The organism is Lysinibacillus sp. NPDC093190 (genome assembly GCF_050280425.1).
Lineage (GTDB): Bacteria > Bacillota > Bacilli > Bacillales_A > Planococcaceae > Lysinibacillus.
The window spans coordinates 1-18,638 of the sequence record NZ_JBNNVG010000013.1 but is presented as its reverse complement, the minus strand read 5'-3'; the positions used below and the strand labels follow the sequence as shown (position 1 = coordinate 18,638).

Sequence of the window (18,638 nt, the reverse complement as noted above, 5' to 3'; positions counted from 1 at the left end):
GGAGAATGATATCTTCTTTATCACACATTTAAATTTTAATGTTTCCAGTTTTAAGAAATATATGTATAATACAACTGTTATTAGGATATTAACGGAAAACAAGGAGTTTGATGGTATTGTGGAAAATCTTTATGAACCTAGTATAAAAAGTAATGATGTAGATAGAACAAGAAGCTATGAAGTTAGTAATTTATTTTTTGTTGCTATGTTTGGTGGTCTTTTTGCTATTGCAGCATTAGGTCTGCAAAATGCTAAATGGCTAAAAATCGAGAAAAAATACATTCAGCTATTAACGATTATTAGTATTGTACTTATTATTGCGAAGCTTGCAGTCGTTTACGCAATTGGGCAACAAATAATAGCCATAGATGAAAAGTTGATCAAATTTGTTGGCCGACTATTCGGGGCTGCTTGTTTTTTCATTTTCTTTGCATTTTTAGACAAGCCCTATAAAGAACATTTATCAGTAGGTGGTGAAGCTGAATCATTATGGAGGCCAGGGTTTATCGCAATCATCTTCTCTGGCTTAATCGATGCTTTGGCTACGTTATTCTTACTAGCACTTTAGGAAAGGAGATATATTATGAGTGAATTCGAAGAATATGATGAATATGAAGAACCATCCTTTGAAGTTATCGAGCATTATTTTGATATAGGGAAATATCCCCAAGTTATTGAGCTTATTAACGAGGAATTACATGACAATATTGAAAATAGCCGACTTTGGTATATGTTAGGTTACAGTAACTATGCCATAAACGAATTTGACGAGGCTGAAGAACAGTTTCACGAAGCAATGCGATTAGGCTATGATGAGGAAATCATATTTTATTTTCTCGGCCATCTTTACATGGAAACCGAGCGATGGCAAGAAGCAGAGGAAGCCTTTCTTGAAGCACTTCGCATGAATCCAAATGATGCAGAAACACATGCTGGCTATGCTGTTTTAATGAAACAAACAGGTCATCATAAAAAATCAAAGTTATTAATAAATAAAGCATTAGAATTAGATCCAGAAAACTCATATGTGTTACGTAGAAACTTTATTTTACAAGGTGTACATGGAGATAAAGAGCAACAAATCCTTGCATTAGAACAATATATGAATTCAGCAGATAGTGAAGTTGCTAAATTGTTGCACCTTGGAATAAATGCCTCATTCCGAAATAATGAAAAAGAAGCGAAAGAATATTACAGACAAGCCTTTCTTTTAAATCCTGAAGATCAAACATTGCTATCCATATTAGAAGAGATGGAAATTACAACCCACCCACTGCTAGCGCCTAATCGTTTTATGGAGCGTTTAGGGGGTCCATCTATCATTTGGCTTGTGGGGATTGGGCTAACCTTTTTGTTACTAGCACTAGGGTTTGATAGTATAGCCATGCTGTTTTTAAAATGCTATGTGATACTTGCACTTTATACATGGATATCAGTTCCATTGGCAAAGGGACTAAGAAAAATAAGGGGTTATCGATATGGATAAAATTAAATGGTTACAGCAAATGGTGGAACAAAGCCCAACTGACCCTCAAGCACATTACTGGCTTGGAAAAGAGCTTGCCGAAAACGGTCGTTGGCTAGAAGCTGTGCAATCGTATTCAACAGGAATTTCTCTCTGTACAGATGATACGCTACGTATGGAAATCATTCATGAATTAACAAAAGCGAGTGTACAAATTCAGCAAACGAATTCAATGGATTTCCAATCACCAGTTATTGAGCAGGAAAGTCCTGATTTAGATGAATTGCTTGAAAGAGAAGTCAAAAGTGAAGAAAGCGAGTCGGATCAATTAATAGATTTTACACCTAGGTTAAAAGTTATTGATGGTGAAGCCCCTAAAAAAACAGTAAAAAAAGGTAAGGAGCAAATCACTTTTGCGGATGTTGCTGGCCTTGATGACTTAAAAAAGACCATTAATTTACGTATTATTAGCCCATTTTATAACAAAGGTCTATTTGCTAAGTTTCGAAAAAAAGTAGGCGGCGGCGTTCTGCTCTATGGTCCCCCTGGTTGTGGAAAAACATTTATTGCCAAGGCAACCGCTGGTGAATGTAAGGCTAATTTCTATCCTGTTCATATTACAGACATATTAAATCGCTATCTTGGAGAAAGTGAACAAAATTTAAAAGCGGCTTTTGATAAAGCGCGTTTTCAAAAGCCAAGTATTATGTTTTTTGATGAAGTAGACACGATTGGTATGAGTCGGTCTAAAGCTTCTGAATATACTCGAGGAATCATCGACACATTCCTTACAGAGTTAGAGGGAATTGATACAAGCACAGATGAAGTGCTTATTATGGCTGCTACGAATACCCCTTGGGATATCGATAGTGCCTTAAAACGCCCTGGTCGATTCGATCGTCTCATCTTTGTCGCTCCTCCAGATAAAAAAGCGAGAGAGCAAATTTTTAAATTGAAGCTAGCGGGAAGATATGCTGAAGAAATAGATGTAGCAACACTTGCTGCTCAAACAGAGTTTTTCTCAGGGGCAGACATTGAAAATGTGATTGAATTAGCTACTGAAAATGTTCTTGCAGAAATTCTAACAACTGGTAACGAGCGTCCAATCACAACTAATGATTTATTACACGTTTTAGAAGAGGTACGCCCCTCAACATTAGAGTGGCTACGTACCGCAAAAAACTACGTAAAATACGCAAACCAATCAGGACTTTACAATGATGTCGAAAAGTATCTTCGTGTTCACGCTAAGCGCATTTAATGAATAAAATCAAAGTGGCATCTCAACTAATGATTTGGGATGCCTCTTTCTAAGTTTCAAAATATAATATTGATGCTCCATCTAGACTTATTGCTTATAAAGCATATAAGTTTTTTCATAACAATCGACGTAATGCACACGCTCTATTTCGCCTGATAATGAATAAAAAAATATCAATCGTTCATAAATCATCTCGGTTAAAAAAGCTGTTGCCGTAGAGTTATGACTAGATGGTGTAAGTTTAAATTTATATAACGCTCCATACATCTTAGGGACTGTTAGATAAAGTTCTTCATTATTAATAGAAAGAGTAAGTACTTTGTCTTCATTTTCTATTACATATTGCCCCACGATAGAATCTTTCATTGTGAATGCGATCGGAACTGCCGGTACTGGTGAAGATACATTTTTATCAAAAACGATTTTTGCAATCTCTCTACTTAAATGTATGACAGGTGTAACGCTAATATTGCTTAAAAAAATAATCGTAACTTGTTCATCAACAAATCTAAGGAAATCACTTGAATAACCGCTTATATCTCCAAAATGATGCACACATTTTTTCCCCATAACTTCAGAGACCATCCAGCCACACGCATAGGATCCAAGATTTGGAGTCAACATTTTCTCTGTTAATTCCTTACGAAGGATTTTGGAGGATTTTAATGCCTGATCCCAAATAAATAGGTCCTCTGTTGTTGAATATAAACCGTAGGAACCTAATGGAAATGACATATCCGCATACGCTGAATGAATTGGTTCTTCCCAAAATGAATAGCCAGATGCTAAACCCGGAACCACCTTTATTCCATCATCACAGCCATCGCTGTAAATGCTTTCGTGAGTGACCCTATACGAAATTTAGTTGTTGGCACATTTGGAACGCTATGCTCCCAATTCGCCATACCAAATCCTCTATTTAAAAGAATATTCTCATTCGATGCAATTAATAAAGTACCATTCAAATAACCGTTTCGATTATAAGAGTCTACCCAATTATTTAATCGTTCCTCTAATAGCATGTGAGTTTCTCCTTACTAGAATGATTAATCATTCTTTATTTTGATGGATTTTCCGTACCTGATGAGTTGCCAAATCCGCATTTCTTGAAATTGTTTTGTAGAGACGCTTCACCTTAATTCATTTTGATGTGATGTCTAGTGTAAGATCATTTCTTCTATTTCCATATAGATATTAACTCCTTTCTATATAAATGTACTTCAAAGCAAAACCCCCCAATCCATACACGCACTGTGTATTCTGCACAGTACAAAAAGATTAGGAGGTGTGAAAATGGTTCATGTCTTTCTTTCTATTCATCTATTATCCTCTACTATGGGTTGGCCTTCTATCGTTGCCATAGGAATGAGTAGGATTCCCTTCATTCACCATAATTCGAATGGTCATTCCTTCTCCTACATTGGTATTGATAAAAAACTGACCATTAAAGGCCTGTACCCTATCTTGCATTCCCCTGATCCCCATTGAATCAGATACAATAATTTCATCCATTTTACATCCTACACCATCATCAGAATAAATAATTTCAAAGCCCTCTTCTGTTTCTAACAGATGCATTTCGACAGTATTGGCATACGAATGTTTTAAAGCATTGTTTAACAACTCTTGGAAAAGCCTATAAATCATCAAGTTTAAACGCTCATCCTCTAAATATAAACGATCAATTGTGTATATTAAAACAAAATCAGCACGCTTATGAACTTTTTGAATAAGTTTCTCAAGTGCAGCATTTAATCCCAATGTATCTAATAATGGTGGCTTTAAATTTTCACAGTAGCCTCTTAAATCATTCAATGATGCAATCATATGATCATGAATCTTAGTAAGGTTCACATGAATATCCGTTGTCCTCTTCGCATGAATAAATACATCCATTTCTCGAGCAATATGTAGCTGCTCTTGTAAAACCGTATCATGAAGCTCTTGAGCTAATTGATATTTTTCTTGTTCAAATCGTAGCCAAAGAAGCTTATTGAGCCATGGTAGCTGACTTTTATCAGCCTCTTTCATATGCTTTAACTGTTCTAATAAACCTTCTACCATTTTCGTGTTTTCTATGAAATTATTTACATATAAAAGCAATAATTCAAGCCATAATAACTCCTCATCCTTTAGATAAATGGATTTATTATGGTCTACAACTAATATTCTTTTATAATTAATATCTTGATGAATAAAAGCAATATAAAAATGCTTCGTTTTCTTTATATCCCCTAAGCGGAGATTCTCAAGTAATATTTCGTTAATTTGATTTTGAGTAAATTCTTTTGATGTGTTTGTGGAAATAATTCGATGTGTTTGCAAATCATAGGTTAATACGGAAACATGTTTAATCTCAAGGTGTAAAGAAATTTCTTGAACAAATTTCTCAAGCAAGTCTTCAATCTTTACAACCCTCCCAATACTATCAACTGTGGTATACAATCGATGGATATAATCCCCTTTTCTTGAAAAAAGAATTTTTCGCTTATGATAATCTATCTTCTCTTTAATGTAGAAAAGTGCTATTAAAGACAAGAACGTAAAAAAGAAAATTTCCGTCATTCTTGAAATAGATAAATCAGTAAACCAATAAAGGCCCATTAACAGCCAAATTGTAAAAACAAATGAAAAATTAAAATAATGGCGTAAACGGGTAATAAAGTGCTCCATATCAAAAATACGTTCAGTGAGCTGTGTACATATAAAGCTATATGGTATAAGTATTAAGAATAAGGAAGCTATATCGGCTGAGAGTATTTGTATTTGAAAGAAAACCTCTGGTAATGCATATAAAAAAAGAAATGGACAAAACGGAATGATAATGCTACTTAATAATATTTTTAACTGTGGCGTTTTATATTTGAGATAACCTACAACTATAATAGTAAGAATGATTATTAATAGTAAGAAAAAAAACCCTAAAATAATAAAAGAATGCTGAAAATGAGTTGATGGGTATACAATACTATTAATACTAAAGAAAATTGCAAACAAAGGAATTAGGTAAAGTAATTCTATCTTGTTTACAAAAAGCCATTTTATATTTAAATAATCAAAATATTTTCTCAAAAATTGGATTAAAAATACTAAGCAAAGTAGCATTGTACACCGATTTACAATAATCCCTACATTATTTAATCTGCTAGATGCCCCACTACTAACATAAGCCAAAGAAACAGTTAAAATAAATAGAATGAGAAAATTCAATAAAACAGTATTTTTTTGCTTATAATACAAATATAACGTGATAAATAATGTAAGAAAATAATAGCAAAAAGGAACTATCAGTACATAGTAAAATTGTTGAGGAATATCTAGATAGTTTATTTTTATTTTAGAAATCTGTCCATTTTGCTTCATTATTGTTAAATTTCTAGCAGATCGGATTACAGATTCATATCTTAAATCAGAAATATTGTCTATGTTAATTCCGTTTACTTCTAATAGAACATCCCCAGACATTAGGTGCTTATTTTCTGCCCAATTTTTGTAATAGGGTTCAACTATAATCCATTTCTCATGTTCTTTTTGTACTTTAATGCTTAAGGCTGGCGCGCTATAAGTTATAGTGAGCAGATAAAGACCAAGCACCAAATAGATACTTATAGCGAACCAAAACCACTTTTTATAAATCGATTCTAGTACCAAATAGTACTTTCTAAACATACTTCTTCATCAAAAGAATCCAGAATTGCCTTTTGTTCAAGTTCTGTAACACCAACTAGAGAAGCTTTTTTTTCTTTTAACAAAGTTAATAACGACGGATTTTTTTCCAAATATTGAATCATGTTAATCATAAAATCTCCTCATTTCATTAGTTTTTTACACCCTTTATACATAGTCACACTTCTCGGATTATTCACACCGTTTCTTTTACTTTTTTTACCAAGGAATTAATAACCATAAATGCAACTACACCTTCATTATACTATCATCCTACATTTAATCAACAATATTTTCTATAAATCGCTAAGAAAACAATAGATTATGCAGGATTTTTAAATAATGTCACAATTTTCTCGTTATTTAATTTTGACACTATTTTTATTGTGATAATATTATCATTAATAAAAATAGCTTATTCCTTCTATTCTTTTAAAGTGGGAAATATGTGTTAAATTTTCCTTATAAAATCCTGATAATTATAATTTAAAGTTTCATTAATAAAGGTTTTTTCAACAGTAACTAGTTGTTGAAGGAACTAAGTAACAATCGAAAGGATGATTATATGAAGCAAAAGCTTTCACCCATATCTACCAAAGAGCGGATTGAAACACTCGATGTATTAAGGGGGTTCGCATTATTAGGAATCATATTAGCAAATATTGTTTGGTTCCTTTATCCAGCCTATATGCAGGAAGATCTAAGTTTTAAAAATGAATGGACTTCTTTTTGGAATCAAGCCGATTATACAGTTCATACTATTCTTTCAATGTTTGTCGATGGGAAATTTGTTATGCTCTTTTCCATGCTGTTCGGTTTTGGAATGGTCATTATGCAGGAAAGAGCAGCTGCAAAGCAACTAAACTTTTGGGGAATTTATTCTAGACGACTTATTGCGTTATTTATTTTTGGTTGTATCCATGCCTATTTCATTTGGTTCGGAGATATTTTAACAGACTATGCAATCTTAGGGTTATTACTCCTATTCATGCATAAGTTAAAAGCTAATGCTATGTTAATCATTAGCGTAATTTTATATAGCTTACTTTTTGGATTATTTACGTTAGGAGCTCTATCCTCCGAATCTACTACGACAATGTCAATGACAATGTCAGAGGAAAGTCGTCAACTCATGCAATATACGATAGATGCCCATCAAAATGGTAGTCTTCAAGAATTAATGAATGCTAATTTTATGGAAAGAACTTTTTATACAATGCGTAATGGGTTATATGTTCTTTCACTAGGAAACCCTATATTTTATCTATTTACAAATCTTCCGTTCTTACTAATGTTCTTATTCGGAGCAGCTGTTGCTAAGAAAAAATGGCTTCACCGTTTTGAAGAATATCGAAAAGGCTTTTTCATTACGTGGTTACTAACGTTGATTTTTGGTGGAACATTGTGCTGGATCTTACCTTTCCTTTTAGAAAATTTTTCAGCTGTTCAATATATTAGCTCACCACTCCTAACAATCTTTTATGCCATTAGCTTGATCTTTATTTATCACACGGTTATAGGGAAAAAAGTTTTACAATGGTTAGCGTTCCCTGGAAGAATGGCATTCACAAACTATATCGGCCAATCTATTATATGTACTTTTTTATTTGGACCATTTGCATTTGGCGTATACGGAAAACTCCACTTAACGACAGCTATCATCATTGCCATTGTCATTTTTGTTTTCCAAGTGATTTTTAGTAAACTTTGGTTATCCAAATTCCGCTTCGGGCCACTAGAATATGTTTGGAGGTCATTCACTTATTTAGGTATTAATAAGGAATCTAAAAATGCATAGCTTATGTGTTTGTGAGTTCATGATAAATTTAGGTTTCTTTTCTATAAAATGAACTACGGGGCTGCCAGTTGACAGCCTCCCTGTTCCATCAAGCCTGTCTTTTTATTTCACTCAATGGGAATTAACAGGAATTTTCAGAGTATGTATAATTAGAAAGATCATTTATTGCAACAAGAAAGGATTGATAAATAATGAAGCAATCATTAAAACAGACGATAGCTTTACAAGCCGTAGAAGGGTCAGTTACTTATAAGGATAGTAAATTAGGCGGACAACCTTATTGTAAGTTAGGTGATAGCTTTCCTGTACATTGTAGTGGCACACCTTATATGTTTTTGGCACAGCTTAATTTTTCTCAGCTACCTTCGCTGGAAGATTATCCACAGCAAGGGCTTCTACAGTTTTTTGTGTTGGCAGATGAGGATTATGGTGTTTACGAGGATGGTTATTTTTGTCACTATTATGCGGACTTTGAGCCCTCTCATGATTTAGAGCCTTTTTCTGACGAGGAAATGGAGTATGAGCTATGTGAACCAATTATCTTTGGTGGCCCTTATGCATTTAAAGCAACATCACGAGAAGAGTTAGTACCGTACACAGATCCTCGCTCTGTTCATTATGACTTACCAATGGAGAACCCTGCATATTCAAAATATTTTGATCAAACAGATGGTAGTGGGACGAAAATAGGTGGCTATGCATTTATGGATAAAAATAGTTTTGATGAGAATAATAGCAAGGCTGAGCTGCTGTTTCAATTAGATATGGAGGGTGATGCCCAAAAGACATATGCCATGATAGCAGACTCTGGCACATTGCAATTTTTTATCGAGCGAGATTCTCTGATCGCAAAGGATTTTTCTAAACTTTATTATTATCTTTACAGTTTGTAATAGAAATCTTATCGCTAAGGCAGTGGCGCCTTAGCGTGTAAATATGTCTCAATCGTAAGAGTTAAATTAATTGGTCTAGTTTCCCATCAGCTAAGAGTATTTTTCCATAGGGAATTTTTCCTGCACAATATTCATTCCATAGCCCATTTAACCAACTACTATTAAAATTACATAGCACTGCCTCTAATAATAATGCAATATCATCTGATAAATAAGCTGCAAGATCGGATGACTGTGAGTGCTCAAAAATTACTTTAAAAGTTCTTTCCCTTAAGCTTACAATTTTTTGTGTGTAACAAGTATCGACTGTACTATTTTTTAAATTCTTTCTTACCTCATCATATACCTCCATCCACTTATTTGAAAACTCATCACTATATCTGCTATCAAGGTTAGGATAGCATCGCATTCTTCTTGCGAAACACCTTTAATTATCTCAATCAATTTAGTACTACAAAAAACTCCATATTCTCAAAAACTTTTATATATATTTCCATAACGAATTCTCCTTTTATACCTACAATCCAATTTGGTCCATATTACCTCCAATAATCAAGGACATCCACGTATTTTATTTTCATTGGAACGTCTTCTTTACATATGTTTTAAAATTTAATACTAGATTCATCAGATGCAAAATATTACGGAATCGATTAAAAAATACCTCATTCAATTATGAACTATTTGTTTTATGCTAGTGATTCAGCAAAATTTTGTAGTTTTTTTATAAGAGTATTGATCTCATCAACTTCAATAATCATACACTCGTCAGCCTCCATAATCATTATGTCTTTAATAATGAATTGAATTTCATTTGGTAAGTATCTATCAAATTCTAAATAAACATTATAAGCAGACTTTGCAATCTCATTGGGGTCTTTTGTACTTTCCCAAACAGATATTAGTTCAAGTAATAATTTTTTTATCGACATGTTTTTTTTGCAACCCAATTTCCTTTCTTATTTAGTACACCCTTACCTTCTTTGATACACAGTGACGATAATAATTGGGGGGATGTTAATTTAAACGAAGTTCCTATTTTATTTAGTACGACTGTAACGGAATACTACAAGTACCTTGTTACAGGCGTCTACCCAATGACTATTCCAAAAGCAAAAGTCAGAGACTGATCTTTGGTCTATCCCACGTTTGGAAATATTTCGAAAACAAAATCTATCTAAATTGGAGAATAAAAACCCAAACTGTCCTTGACAATGGATACACTTTAATTCTTATGCAATCAAAGTATTTTTTGTAAAAATATGATAATTTATACAGATAGATTCAAAACGTTTTACTTATGGACTGATCAAGAACCCCATCGCTCACGTAAAAATGGATGTTTTCAGCTATTTCTCCTTGAAGAAAATACAAGGGTCTTGCCAAAAATCACATCAAAATCAAAGAAAAAGAGGGTTACTTTACTCAATCTGCACAATAGCATTTGAATAAAGTAACCGCAGGTGCACATTTTACACTCTAATAGCTAGATTGTTCAAGAGCATTGCCAGAAACCAGCAATGACCTCTCCTGTTTCATTATGCCTATATAAATATAATGCACCGTACATAAACACATAATCCATATTATCACTATAGCCTTCCTCCTCTATTTGCAGAAAAAAGGAATAATTATTATTTTCCAACTCTTTATAATAATAACTATTGGGTTGAATAAGACGTGGTTCTCCCAAAACTTTAATAAACAAAAAATTATTCCCTTGGTTTTCCGAATAATCGCTTATTGAGTTCCTACCTAAATCTAAAATACTTTTATCAGTATTGCTTCCAATTTCGGAGTATTTATGCTCTATAACTTTTACTTCAATTGAAGGATAAATATTTTTTCCCAATAAAGTATCAAAATTCTTATGAATAATAATAGAAAGCATAACATCCTCCTTTCCTGGATGAACTAGAGTTGCATAAAACCTGTAATCATCAGGTATTTGTTCTTCAATCAATTTTGGAGGATTACCACCTATTCTTCCTCTCACATGATCATCAAAAGGAATGCATTGAGCAAACAATTAAAATCCACCTTTCCATTTTATTAGTTTTTATGGACATTTTAATTCTTGTTCCTTAGCAAAATTAATTGCATCCTCCCTAAGTTTCATCGTTAATTCAGAAGCATATCGCTTCGCATGGAATAAAGTCTGTTTCACCTGTGAATTCTTTTACTTGTTTGTATTCGGTTAGTTCGAGTTTTTCTCTGCGAAATATGTCTAGTTCTCTTTTCCAGACTTCTTTTCCTTCTTCATCATAGGAACTTACCGTCTAAATGGTCGGTGATAATACTGTAACTGCCTGCACTTTTTAGTTTGGCTGTAGGGAGAAGGTGTCCGCTTCAAATATCCATATCGTTAGGTTTTCGTCTTTTGTTTGGATAGATCACTTTCTTTTGCAACGCACCATTCATGTAAAATGATGGTCCGGTCTCATAGGAATTTTGTTGCTTCATAGCAAGCACAAAATACAAAGGATGAAACAATTCCGCTTCTAACAAAAACACACATAAAGCAGGCTTATATACCTTCGTTTATGTGTGTTTTATAAAAATAATTTTAAACTAAACTACTTTCTTTTTATTTCAATTCATTTTTTGTTCTGTTTAAAATTTCTACTAATTGTGCCAAATCATTATCCCAATGATCACGTTTTGTATGATTAAATATCTTCATTACCAGTCCTTCATTTTGTCTTTCAATTTCTACAAAAAAGGAATCAGCGCATCTTTTTATTTACCTTTCTAGGTGTTTTTTAAAGTTCAAATGGATAAACTTGTGAGATTAAATCTCCAAGAAAACTATTTTTACTTCCAAAAACGAGATGCTTTCAATTCTTGAAAACTGATCTTCTTATATGATACTTGTATTCCTCTAATCATACTAGCTGATCGTTCAGCTTGATCTTCGCCAACATGTGGAGCCTCAATCTGAAAAATCTCATATTTATTTATAGATGTATTTACTCTAAATTGTATTGCCTTTGTTTGATCTAAAATGATCACTCCATATTCCCAATCAATTTCTTCATATGTGCAAACATACACATTAATACTTTTTGATTCCAATTGCTTCTGGAAATCAAATAGTTTCGGGGAATCTTCATAAAATTCTATTGCATGTAAATACCTTTTTCCTTCTGAAAAATATAGTTTTAATTCAATTTCCTGTTTTTCAAGAATTTCTATATAATACGATAATATCACATCATATTTTTCATCTCCTGATTTATTATCACTATATTTTTCTAATAAATGATAGGGCTCATTATACGAATCATTCTTAAATGAAGTCGATCCTTCAATAAAATAAGTAACTATATCCTCTATATTAAGCTTTTCTAACTGATTACCTAGTTTTTTCTTAATTCCATCAGAACTCCCTCTTTAATAAAATCTTGAATTAATATTTATAAACACTTAGGTTTAGTACCATTTTTTAAATGATCATCTAAAACAATAGAAACATCCTATATTGCATGGATGCTGTCCAATTTTCTTGCTCTGAGCGAGAAGCCGTGATTTGCGTCGCATTCCCCGTCTCATTACGAGCGACATCAATTTTTGCACCTCAGCTACCCGTAATCTGTGAACGATTGCCTAATTCATCATAGGTACTCGTTATCCAATGGTTATTCTGCCACTCCTTGATCACTTGTCCAGATGGATCTTGCTCAAACTTTACGGTCACATGCTCATTTTCAGTCTCAATTAACGAACCATTTTTGTCATAGCCATAAATTCTCTGTAGGATATCTAGAAAGATTGTTAATCCTACTCCTTTGATGGTTTTAACACAAGTATTGTCTCATAGAATTTCCATACTCAAAAACTAACATTTTTCACTAAATAGATTTAATATTCATCCTCTTTAAATTCTTGAAGTTTTAGTTACTCGTTTTATAAGATATTTCCTAATTGAAGATAGTAAATGCATACAGGAAAAAACATATATAAAGGAAGGTTACAACGTCTTCTTTACATATGTTTTTTATTTTTTTATTTGGTCAAATAAAATTTAATTTAGATTTTTTGTGAAAATGTTAAGCCAACATTATTTATCAAGATCTACAGACCAATCAATCTCTTCACTTTCAGCAGTTTTAGTTTTTTGTGTAATAAAATACCACCATCAGATGAGAGTTTACACTAAATACACGATAAAACAATTCCCCTTTTCTGACACAAAAAAACATATGCAAAGAAAGGATTTATGGTGTCCTCCTTCTTTACATATGTTCAGAATCTTTGTTAACTTCTATAAGTATATAACGAGATTATTACAGTCCTGATGTTTTGATTATTTAAGAAAATCTCTCTAGATTTTCTAACAAATAGAAGTCTTCCAAGTTCTCATTGTTATATCCTACTAATAATAAACAATCATGGATCTGTTGTAATAATTTTAACCATTCTTTTATATACAAAATAGATTCAATAGTTACAACATCAGGTATTTCATCATCATTCCATTTAATACAGGTAACCCCATCGATTGTGTGCAATTAAAAAAGAGTTATTCCATTTCAATATGAAATATTCTAAATTTGTAAACGTACTATCAATAGCATCTGAAATTGTGCAATCTTCAGTGTCAAGTTCCCCTAATTTTATGTTGTTATTAAGTGTTATCTTGAAGTTCTTATTATTCATTATCTTCCACCACAACCTGTCTTAGATTTCCCCACTTTATCTGATGTAATACTCTCAGCTGTTCCATCAATAGGAAATCCATGAAATGTTCCATTCTCATTATTTTTCAATTTATTTACATCACCAACATACCCGTACAAAGTAGGATTATTTCTAGCTAATCCAATCGGGTCTTGTTGGGTGTACATACCCATTTCTGGTCATAATAGCGAAAGCGATTATAGTATAACCCCGTTTCAAAATCATGGTATTGACCCGGGAATCTAAATGGAATAAAATCCTGCTCTCCGGTTAGTTCTCTAACCTTTCCATACATATCCAGCTCCATTGACCATACAAGCTTGCCTTGACTGTCATAGGCAAGCTTGGAACACCTAGATAGTTAGAATTAAAGTCGACAACTAGGGTATTGCATATCAATTTATTTTACAATGGAGATTTTTTCAGGGTTACGTATTGGAATTTTAATTTTAATACCCTTTGTACTTGTTACTTGAATAGAATCATTTTCTAATTCTGCTTTTATAAAAGGATTACTATTATCTAAAAATAAGAACCAAATTAATTTTCCTGTTTTATCATTCAATTGAACAATACCGTCTCCTCCAAAACTACCTTCTCCAATGCTTACAGTAAAATCATCTGTTTCATACTTTTTCAATATATCAAAATGACATACGGAATCTCCATCATTGTACTTGAAAAAACTTTCAATTGTCGATTTGCATAACACTCTTATCCATTCGTTGTTATTATCTAAAACTAATATATCTTCATTAGAAAAGAAAAAAGCATTAATTAATGGACACTCAAAATTTTCAATCAACTTATTTATACTCATAAAATCTCCTTTATTTTTTACAAGGAACTATAGGTTTCTCTTTCAATCCTTTATCAGGAACAACTCCACCTGCTTTTTTGTTCCTTATGTCGTTAAACCGTTCTTTGAATTTCTGTCCCCAAGTCTTCCCTTTTGTAGAATCAGGATGTATGTCTTCTGCTTTTACAACATTAACTTCAAGTTTTTCTATTCCTGCATTTTGAGCAGAGAGTAACCTTCTATTGTCGTAAGATACCAGTTGTCCATCAACTTTGATAACATTTAATGGTGTATACTTAGATGCATCAAATACCCTTAATTCTGATACAGTCCTTTGTGAGAAATTAATGTCATTTGGATTTACAAATATGGTTTCCAACCCAAACACATCAATCCATGTGTTAGGATCTTTCACATATCCGTATAGTGTAGGATTCCCACCAGTCAACCCAATCGGATCGACCTGAGTATATATACCCTCAACTGGTGAGTAGTAACGGAATCGATTATAATATAATCCTGCTTCAACATCTTCATACTGCCCTTGATACCTAAATGGGATAAAATCTTCTACATCTGTAAATTCTTTTACCCTACCGAATATATCAAGCTCAGCTGACCAAACCTTATTACCTTCTTCATCAAAGGCTTCAACAGGCGTTCCTAGATAATCACTAATAATACTGTAATTACCTTCATTTGTGATTTTTGCTGAAGGTACGAACCCATCATTAAACACCCATGTAACTAGATTGTCTGGTATTTCGGATTTACTCTGCGAAGAATACTCCTCTAGGTTTTCAAATTTATCTGATTTATCCTTCGAGAAATACTCATGCAGGATAGTATTCCCATCCCATACGAATCTCATAGTTCTCTCGTCAGAACACTTCTCTACTCGTCTACCTAGTGAATCATACTTAAAAGTAACTTCTGCCTTGTCTGGTTTGATGACCTTTGACATCATCCCATTGCCATAATACTCGTAATTCCATGTACCACCATTCTTCTCAATCTTCTGAACAAGATTACCTTCATCATCATAAGAGAATGTTGCCTCTTTCGTTTCAAGCAATCTACTTCCGGCACCATAGACACGATCTGTCTTTTCTTTTGTTTCATACAAATTCCCGACATCATCCACACTGCGGTGTAAGAAGTCAAATTGACCGCCTTGATTGGACCAGACAAGGTTACTGAATTCATCGTAACCATAGGTAACTTTTACACCCGTTAACTCGTTTACCATACTTCGTAATCGATGATTGACGTCCCAATTATACGCTCGTCTTCGTGTATCACGGTTTTGACTACTTATTCGATGGTGTGTTGGTCTACTGGTCACATCATATTGCCATTTGCTGATAACATTTCCCGGAAGGATTCTCTCAATGTCTTGACCAAGTTCATTGTATTGCATCGCTGCTGTCCACTGTTCTTGCTCTAAGCGAGAAGCCGTGATTTGCGACACATTTCCCATTTCATTGCGAGCAACATCGATTTTGGCACCTAAGCTACTTGTAATCTGTGAACGGTTGCCTAATTCGTCATAACTACTCGCAATCCAATGGTCATTCTGCCACTCCTTGATTATTTGTCCAGATGGGTCTCGCTCCAGTTTTACGGTCACATACTTATTTTCAGTCTCAATTAACGAACCATTTTTGTCATAGCCAAACGTTTCCCAGGTGTCATCATAATAATCAGCTCGAATGACATTCCCTAGACCATCATGCTGGAACGCTGTCCAACGATCACCTGGACGTTGAATTCTCTGAACCAATCCTGCCAGACTTCGCTCATACGTTCTTTCCATCTCATCAAAGCCAATTTCCTTGATGATATTCCCTTTCGTATCTCGTTCAAACTGATACGCTTCGCCTTTTTCATTGACCACAGAGGTTAATTGCTCTTCTGTATCATAGGCGAATTGTACTTTCTTTCCACCTTGTTCTCGAGACACTAAGCTGCCAAGAATAGTGTAATCAAAGGCTACTTGCGTATGGTTATCTCTTGCAAAAACAACATCATCGTAGGCATTGTACTTTAATTGAACGTCGTTTCCATCTGAAAGATTTGCTCGTACAAGGCGATTCAAGTTATCGTAAAGGAATTTCTCAGTGGACCCTAGCGGATTAATCGTTGTGGTGCAGTTACCACGACGGTCATATTCCCATGTCGAACTTGTCCCGTCTGGCAATGTTACTTGACTCAGGTTTAGATTAGCATCATAAACTAGCTTTAGTTAGATATAAAGATCAAAAGGGCAATAAAATCCTTTTAAATGAATTTATTGCCCTTTTTAATTTAATTTCAAATCTTTTAATACACTAAAGATCTGTTACAGAATAGATCCCCTATTGTACCTATCTATGGTAATTCTATTGACGTTGCAACCTTTAGCAAAATATGTTTTATCAGTTTTTTAGAATATTATCTAATCTAATTTTTAATCCATATCTGCCACATTAAAGTTGTATCTTTCATCTTCGCGTGGATCATTAAAACCTTCAAATTCATTTACTTTAACAAGAGAAAACAAAAAACCAAAATTCGCATTAGGATAATCTAATTTATTCTTACGTGCATAGCCCTTTATAGATACCCAATATTTACCAGGAGACACATTATACCCAAATCCAGAATTTAATTAATTTCATCTAATGTTTGATATGATACTTCATCATTTCCTATAAATATATTTTTATCGAATTCATAAAATAAACCAATACTAGCAATCCATAATGTATCTTTAACTTCAATATTGAAGTCATGATATACTAATTTTTCCTCCCATTCATCATCAAATGATTGATTATAGTTATCAAGCTTGATTACATATTTTATAGAGTCTATTGGTAAAAAAGGAATCCAAATACCTTCAGTAAGTAAAGTTAAATATCGATTATGATTATCCTGAAAATTCTTTAAAAGTTTTTTTGACCTAACTTTTTCTTTTTTTAAAAATCTTCTAATACGTCTAATGAAAATAAACAAATGCCGTAACTTGAGACAGTTAAAATTCTATCCATAATAACATCTCCTATTCTTCTATTTACAAGGATTTTTCCCATTTGAATGTAATTCTTTTATTTTATCTAATGCTTCTGCAGGGGTTAAATTTTCGAATAATCTATTATCAGTATAAGGGATTTTCAAATAACCTTTAACGTCAATATCTTTGTATGCTTTAGCAGCTTTGTCAAAAAATTCATCTGCTGTTCCAGTATATTTTGAACCGTGATAAGGTATTCCTTCTTCTATAAGTTCTCTATGCAATTTTTTGTGAAGATCTGCTGTTTCAGCTCCTTTATCTGGATACCATGCAATCGAAGTTTTTTGGCTTAATTCTGTAATACCTAAAGCCCAGCTATTGATCTCGGCATCAAATGATGACCCATACCAGTTCCTAGTAAATCTGAATATAAACCAAATTTATCTATATTCTTATTCGTCTCGCGGACATATCCATATAAAGTTGGATTCTTACCTTCAAGACCAATCGGATCCGGTTGAGTATAGTTCCCTTGTTCAGGATCATAGTATCGGAATCGATTATAATAAAATCCTATTTCTACATCTTCATACTGCCCTTGATAACGGAATGGAATAAAGTCTTTCGTCCCTGTGAATTCTTTCACTCGTCCATAAATATCAAGCTCTGCTGACCAAACCCTATAACCCTCTCCATCATAGGCTTCAACAGGCGTTCCTAGATAGTCACTAATAATGCTGAAGTTACCTTCATTCGTGATTTTAGCTGAAGGTACGAACTCATCGTTAAATACCATGTAACTAGATTGTCTGGTATTTCAGATTTATTCTGTGAAGAATACTCATCTAGATTTTCATATATATCTGAATTATTCTGTGAGAAATACTCATGTAGGATAGTATTCCCATCCCATAAGAGAAAGGTCTTATTAAGGTAAGTATAATTCATTAAAAAAGAGTAGCAATAAAACCCTGCTCGGGATTTACGAGGGCACTGAAAAACTTACGTTTTCATAAAAGCGAACCTTTCTCAGATAAAAATAAGGCACTTCTTGTTCGATTTTGAACAGGAAGTGCCTTAT

The 18,638-nt window shown here is 33.3% G+C and carries 21 protein-coding genes; 5 read left to right on the top strand and 16 right to left on the bottom strand.

What is annotated here, in order from left to right; translation table 11 throughout:
- The first annotated feature begins 118 nt into the window (after window positions 1-118).
- The 3 genes from ACQKOF_RS11875 to ACQKOF_RS11865 are packed head-to-tail and all read left to right on the top strand — an operon-like array spanning window position 119 to window position 2,726.
- A complete protein-coding gene (locus ACQKOF_RS11875) occupies window positions 119-568 on the top strand; it encodes a hypothetical protein (RefSeq protein ID WP_427557044.1) in 450 nt (149 codons plus the stop codon).
- A gap of 15 nt (window positions 569-583) precedes the next feature.
- On the top strand, window positions 584-1,486 hold the full coding sequence (locus ACQKOF_RS11870) for a tetratricopeptide repeat protein (RefSeq protein WP_427557041.1): 903 nt from the start codon (window positions 584-586) through the stop codon (window positions 1,484-1,486).
- Complete coding sequence (locus ACQKOF_RS11865) at window positions 1,479-2,726, top strand: AAA family ATPase (protein ID WP_427557038.1); 1,248 nt, start codon at window positions 1,479-1,481, stop codon at window positions 2,724-2,726. The genes ACQKOF_RS11870 and ACQKOF_RS11865 overlap by 8 nt, the downstream gene beginning before the upstream one ends.
- An 87-nt stretch (window positions 2,727-2,813) precedes the next feature.
- On the opposite strand, the gene ACQKOF_RS11860 is transcribed toward ACQKOF_RS11865, so the two are convergent.
- From ACQKOF_RS11860 to comX, 4 genes are all read right to left on the bottom strand, one after another.
- The gene (locus ACQKOF_RS11860) at window positions 2,814-3,527 is read right to left on the bottom strand and encodes a hypothetical protein (protein ID WP_427557036.1); all 714 of its coding nucleotides are present in this window, start codon (window positions 3,525-3,527) and stop codon (window positions 2,814-2,816) included.
- A gap of 2 nt (window positions 3,528-3,529) precedes the next feature.
- Window positions 3,530-3,748 carry a serine hydrolase gene (locus ACQKOF_RS11855; protein WP_427557033.1) on the bottom strand — a complete coding sequence of 73 codons (219 nt, stop codon included), beginning with the start codon at window positions 3,746-3,748 and terminating at the stop codon, window positions 3,530-3,532.
- Window positions 3,749-4,049: 301 nt separating this feature from the next.
- Window positions 4,050-6,320, bottom strand: a complete 2,271-nt coding sequence (locus tag ACQKOF_RS11850) for an ATP-binding protein (RefSeq protein ID WP_427557255.1) — start codon at window positions 6,318-6,320, stop codon at window positions 4,050-4,052.
- A gap of 47 nt (window positions 6,321-6,367) precedes the next feature.
- Window positions 6,368-6,526, bottom strand: a complete 159-nt coding sequence (gene comX, locus ACQKOF_RS11845; protein ID WP_427557030.1) for a competence pheromone ComX — start codon at window positions 6,524-6,526, stop codon at window positions 6,368-6,370.
- Between the two features lie 431 nt (window positions 6,527-6,957).
- Here comX and ACQKOF_RS11840 point away from each other — a divergent pair, with 431 nt between their 5' ends.
- Together ACQKOF_RS11840 and ACQKOF_RS11835 are read left to right on the top strand one after the other, a co-directional pair.
- Window positions 6,958-8,190 (top strand): DUF418 domain-containing protein, encoded by a 1,233-nt coding sequence (locus tag ACQKOF_RS11840; protein ID WP_427557028.1) that lies wholly within the window; start codon window positions 6,958-6,960, stop codon window positions 8,188-8,190.
- 191 nt (window positions 8,191-8,381) lie between these two features.
- Window positions 8,382-9,083, top strand: coding sequence for a YwqG family protein (locus ACQKOF_RS11835; protein ID WP_427557025.1), 702 nt, complete (start codon window positions 8,382-8,384; stop codon window positions 9,081-9,083).
- Window positions 9,084-9,144: 61 nt separating this feature from the next.
- On the opposite strand, the gene ACQKOF_RS11830 is transcribed toward ACQKOF_RS11835, so the two are convergent.
- The 12 genes from ACQKOF_RS11830 to ACQKOF_RS11775 form a co-directional block, all read right to left on the bottom strand.
- The gene (locus tag ACQKOF_RS11830; RefSeq protein WP_427557022.1) at window positions 9,145-9,492 is read right to left on the bottom strand and encodes a hypothetical protein; all 348 of its coding nucleotides are present in this window, start codon (window positions 9,490-9,492) and stop codon (window positions 9,145-9,147) included.
- Between the two features lie 280 nt (window positions 9,493-9,772).
- Window positions 9,773-10,015, bottom strand: coding sequence for a hypothetical protein (locus tag ACQKOF_RS11825; protein WP_427557019.1), 243 nt, complete (start codon window positions 10,013-10,015; stop codon window positions 9,773-9,775).
- Window positions 10,016-10,578: 563 nt separating this feature from the next.
- Window positions 10,579-11,112: a hypothetical protein gene (locus ACQKOF_RS11820; protein WP_427557017.1), complete on the bottom strand. Its 534-nt coding sequence runs from the start codon at window positions 11,110-11,112 to the stop codon at window positions 10,579-10,581.
- A gap of 785 nt (window positions 11,113-11,897) precedes the next feature.
- A complete protein-coding gene (locus tag ACQKOF_RS11815) occupies window positions 11,898-12,296 on the bottom strand; it encodes a hypothetical protein (protein ID WP_427557015.1) in 399 nt (132 codons plus the stop codon).
- 1,445 nt (window positions 12,297-13,741) lie between these two features.
- Entirely contained in the window at window positions 13,742-13,930 is a 189-nt protein-coding gene (locus ACQKOF_RS11810) for a hypothetical protein (RefSeq protein WP_427557261.1), read from the bottom strand.
- Window positions 13,900-14,058 carry an RHS repeat-associated core domain-containing protein gene (locus ACQKOF_RS11805; RefSeq protein WP_427557013.1) on the bottom strand — a complete coding sequence of 53 codons (159 nt, stop codon included), beginning with the start codon at window positions 14,056-14,058 and terminating at the stop codon, window positions 13,900-13,902. The genes ACQKOF_RS11810 and ACQKOF_RS11805 overlap by 31 nt, the downstream gene beginning before the upstream one ends.
- A 105-nt stretch (window positions 14,059-14,163) precedes the next feature.
- The gene (locus ACQKOF_RS11800) at window positions 14,164-14,583 is read right to left on the bottom strand and encodes a hypothetical protein (RefSeq protein WP_427557011.1); all 420 of its coding nucleotides are present in this window, start codon (window positions 14,581-14,583) and stop codon (window positions 14,164-14,166) included.
- Window positions 14,584-14,593: 10 nt separating this feature from the next.
- The gene (locus tag ACQKOF_RS11795) at window positions 14,594-16,762 is read right to left on the bottom strand and encodes an RHS repeat domain-containing protein (protein ID WP_427557008.1); all 2,169 of its coding nucleotides are present in this window, start codon (window positions 16,760-16,762) and stop codon (window positions 14,594-14,596) included.
- Between the two features lie 249 nt (window positions 16,763-17,011).
- Window positions 17,012-17,188, bottom strand: coding sequence for a hypothetical protein (locus ACQKOF_RS11790; protein WP_427557006.1), 177 nt, complete (start codon window positions 17,186-17,188; stop codon window positions 17,012-17,014).
- A 20-nt stretch (window positions 17,189-17,208) separates the two neighbouring features.
- A complete protein-coding gene (locus ACQKOF_RS11785) occupies window positions 17,209-17,559 on the bottom strand; it encodes a hypothetical protein (protein ID WP_427557003.1) in 351 nt (116 codons plus the stop codon).
- 54 nt (window positions 17,560-17,613) lie between these two features.
- On the bottom strand, window positions 17,614-17,841 hold the full coding sequence (locus ACQKOF_RS11780) for a hypothetical protein (protein ID WP_427557001.1): 228 nt from the start codon (window positions 17,839-17,841) through the stop codon (window positions 17,614-17,616).
- Between the two features lie 80 nt (window positions 17,842-17,921).
- Window positions 17,922-18,353: an RHS repeat domain-containing protein gene (locus ACQKOF_RS11775; protein ID WP_427556999.1), complete on the bottom strand. Its 432-nt coding sequence runs from the start codon at window positions 18,351-18,353 to the stop codon at window positions 17,922-17,924.
- Window positions 18,354-18,638 lie beyond the last annotated feature (285 nt).